Source organism: Stenotrophomonas chelatiphaga (assembly GCF_001431535.1).
In the GTDB taxonomy this organism is placed as follows: domain Bacteria; phylum Pseudomonadota; class Gammaproteobacteria; order Xanthomonadales; family Xanthomonadaceae; genus Stenotrophomonas; species Stenotrophomonas chelatiphaga.
The window spans coordinates 1-3,109 of sequence record NZ_LDJK01000084.1; the positions used below are offsets into that span (position 1 = coordinate 1).

The 3,109-nt window shown below is 70.0% G+C and carries 2 protein-coding genes; both read left to right on the forward strand.

The genetic code is table 11. The annotated features are described in order from the left end of the window. Positions 1 to 211 precede the first annotated feature (211 nt). On the forward strand, positions 212 to 2,248 hold the full coding sequence (gene yoaA, locus ABB28_RS15660; protein WP_057687308.1) for a DNA repair helicase YoaA: 2,037 nt from the start codon (positions 212 to 214) through the stop codon (positions 2,246 to 2,248). Between the two features lie 11 nt (positions 2,249 to 2,259). Beyond that, positions 2,260 to 2,964: a tRNA (adenosine(37)-N6)-threonylcarbamoyltransferase complex dimerization subunit type 1 TsaB gene (gene tsaB, locus ABB28_RS15665; protein ID WP_057687309.1), complete on the forward strand. Its 705-nt coding sequence runs from the start codon at positions 2,260 to 2,262 to the stop codon at positions 2,962 to 2,964. Positions 2,965 to 3,109 lie beyond the last annotated feature (145 nt).

Consider the following 3,109-nt stretch of genomic DNA (forward strand, 5'->3'; position numbering starts at 1 on the left):
GGCGGGGGCGTAGAGCGCCATGGATGGCGCGAATCGAGGCCCGCAGGATGCGGTTGTTGCCGTCCCCCGCCAACCCACCTCGCCCCACCACCAAGCAGCCCTGCAGCTGTTGACGTTGACGTTGACGTTGACGTTGATCTTGACTTCAGCTTCTGCGCTGCCGGGCGCCGCCCGGCGAAAATTCTCCCCACCCGGTATCCTGTCAGCGCTGATGAAGCCTGATCTTGTCCATGCCAGCCGCGAGGCGCTGAGCCAGGGCGGGGCGCTCGCCTCCCACCTGGACGCGTTCGTGCCGCGCCCGGCACAGCTGTGCCTGACCGAGGCCATCGCCGAGACGCTGCAGCAGCGCGACCTGCTGCTGGCCGAAGCGGGCACCGGCACCGGCAAGACCTACGCCTACCTGGTGCCGGTACTGCTGTCCGGCATGAAGACCATCATCTCCACCGGGACCCGTGCGCTGCAGGACCAGCTGTACCACCGCGACCTGCCGCGCGTGCGGCAGGCACTCGGCGTCGGCCACCGCAGCGCGTTGTTGAAAGGGCGCGCCAATTACCTGTGCCGCTACCGCCTGCAACAGGCCCGCGGCGAGCCGCGTTTCAGCACGCCCCAGCAGGCGGCCGAGTTCCAGCGCATCCTGGCCTGGTCCGGGCGCACCCGGCACGGCGACATGGCCGAACTGGACGCCCTGGCCGATGACTCCCCGCTGCTGCCGATGGTCACTTCCACGGTGGACAACTGCCTTGGCCCGGACTGCGCTTACTACGACGACTGCTTCGTGGTGCAGGCGCGCCAGCGTGCCCAGGCTGCCGACGTGGTCGTGGTCAACCATCATCTGCTGCTGGCTGACCTGGCGTTGAAGCAGGAAGGCTTCGGCGAGCTGCTCCCGGGCGCCGAGGCCTTCGTCATCGACGAAGCCCACCAGCTGCCCGAACTGGCCGCGCAGTTCTTCGGCGAAGGCTTCGGCATGCGGCCCTGGCAGGAACTGGCGCGCGACTGCCTGCTGGAAGCGCGCAGCGTCGCCGGCGCACAGGCGGCATTGCAGGCGCCGGTGTCCGCGCTGGAGCACGCGTTGATCGACCTGCGTACCGCGATGGACGGGCTGCCGCAGCGCGGCACGCAGTGGCGGGCACTGGCGGTGCCGCAGGTGCGCGATGGCTTCGATGCAGCGATGAGCGCACTGCACGCGCTGTTGCAGGTTCTGGACAGCCTGCGTGAGGCCTCTTCCGGGCTGGACGCGTGCCATGCGCGGGCGCGCGAGGCGGTGTCGCGGCTCGGCCGCTGGCTGGGCGACGACGCGCCGTTGCCGGACTTCGATGCCGAGCCGGACGCGGTGCCTGCCGACGCCGGCGACGTGCTGTGGTACGAGCTGACCCCGCGGGGATTCCGCTGCCAGCGCACGCCGATGGATGTCTCCGGTCCACTGCGCGAACACCGGCAACGCACGATGGCGGCGTGGATATTCACCTCGGCCACGTTGACCGTGGGCGGCGGGTTCGAGCACGTCACCCAGCGACTGGGCCTGGACGACCCACGCACCCTGGTCCAGCCCAGCCCCTTCGACTGGCCGACCCAGGCGCTGTGCTACCTGCCGGAAGGCCTGCCGGATCCGGCCGCACGGGGTTTCGGTACCGCGCTGATCGTCACCCTGCGCCCGGTACTGGAGGCCTCGCACGGGCGCGCCTTCCTGCTGTTTGCATCGCATCGGGCGCTGCGCGAGGCCGCAGAAGCGCTGCGCGGCGGGCCCTGGCCGCTGTTCGTGCAGGGCGAGGCGCCGCGTGCGACGCTGCTGCAGCGCTTCCGCGAATCCGGCAACGGCGTGCTGCTGGGCTCGGCCAGTTTCCGCGAGGGGGTGGACGTGGTCGGCGATGCGTTGAGCGTGGTGGTCATCGACAAACTGCCCTTCGCCGCGCCGGATGACCCGGTGTTCGAGGCCCGCCTGGATGCAATCCGGACACAGGGCGGCAACCCCTTCCGCGACGAGCAGCTGCCGCAGGCGGTGATCGCGCTGAAGCAGGGCGTTGGCCGGCTGATCCGCAGCGAGACCGACCGTGGCGTGCTGGTGCTGTGCGACCCGCGGCTGCTCAACCGTGGCTATGGACGGATCTTCCTGGACTCGCTGCCGCCGTTCCGGCGTACCCGCGCGCTGGCCGATGTCCAGGCGTTCTTTGCCCCACAATGGACGCCGGCGGCGCCTGCACCTCTTCACGAAGACGTGCTGCCGCCCGGTACGCCGCTCTCCCTGTTCTGAACAATGACACGATGAAACTGCTCGCCTTTGAACTGTCCACCGAAGCCTGTTCCGTTGCCGTCCACGTGGATGGCGAGGTGCGTGAGCGCTTCGAGATCGCACCGCGCCGACACGCGGAACTGGCCCTGCCATGGGCCGAGGAACTGCTTGCCGAAGCCGGCATCGCGCGTTCGCAGCTCGATGCGATTGCCTTGGGCCGCGGTCCCGGCGCGTTCACTGGCGTGCGCCTGGCGATCGCGCTGGCGCAGGGCGTTGCGCTCGCGCTGGATCGTCCGCTGGTCCCGGTTTCAACGCTGCAGGCGCTGGCGATGCGCGCGCCGGCCGACGCAGGACAGGTGCTGGCCGCCATCGATGCGCGGATGGGCGAGGTCTACGTTGCCCGCTACCAGCAGGTCGACGGAGTGCCCCTGCTGCAGGATGCCGAGCGGGTGTGCCCGCCGCAGGCCGTGGTGCTGCCCGAGGGCATCCGCTGCGCCGGCGTGGGCACCGGCTTTGCCGCGGCCGAGGGCGCGATCGTGGCGCAGTTGGGCAATGCATTGAGCTGCGTGGACACCACCGCGTTGCCGCATGCGTCGGACGTGCTGGCGCTCGCCCTGCCGATGCTGGCGCGCGGCGAAGCGATCGCTCCGGAGCGGGTGGAGCCGGCTTACCTGCGCGACAACGTGGCATTGACGCTGGTCGAGCAACAGGCGTTGCGGGCGTCCAGGCAGCGGTGAAATAGCGAACGGGTGGGACCCCCTCGCGGGTGGCGTCCATCAGCACATTGCTGGCTTGGCGCCGGGTGGGTGGGATTTGCAGGACACGCCGCAAGTACATCCTTGTAGGCTGCGTCGCCGCATCCATGCGGCTCAGCGTCCTGCA

Excerpts from the sequence above, each read along its gene's own strand:
- yoaA (WP_057687308.1), top strand. The coding sequence starts at position 212 with ATGAAGCCTGATCTTGTCCATGCCAGCCGCGAGGCGCTGAGCCAGGGC.
- tsaB (WP_057687309.1), top strand. The coding sequence starts at position 2,260 with ATGAAACTGCTCGCCTTTGAACTGTCCACCGAAGCCTGTTCCGTTGCC.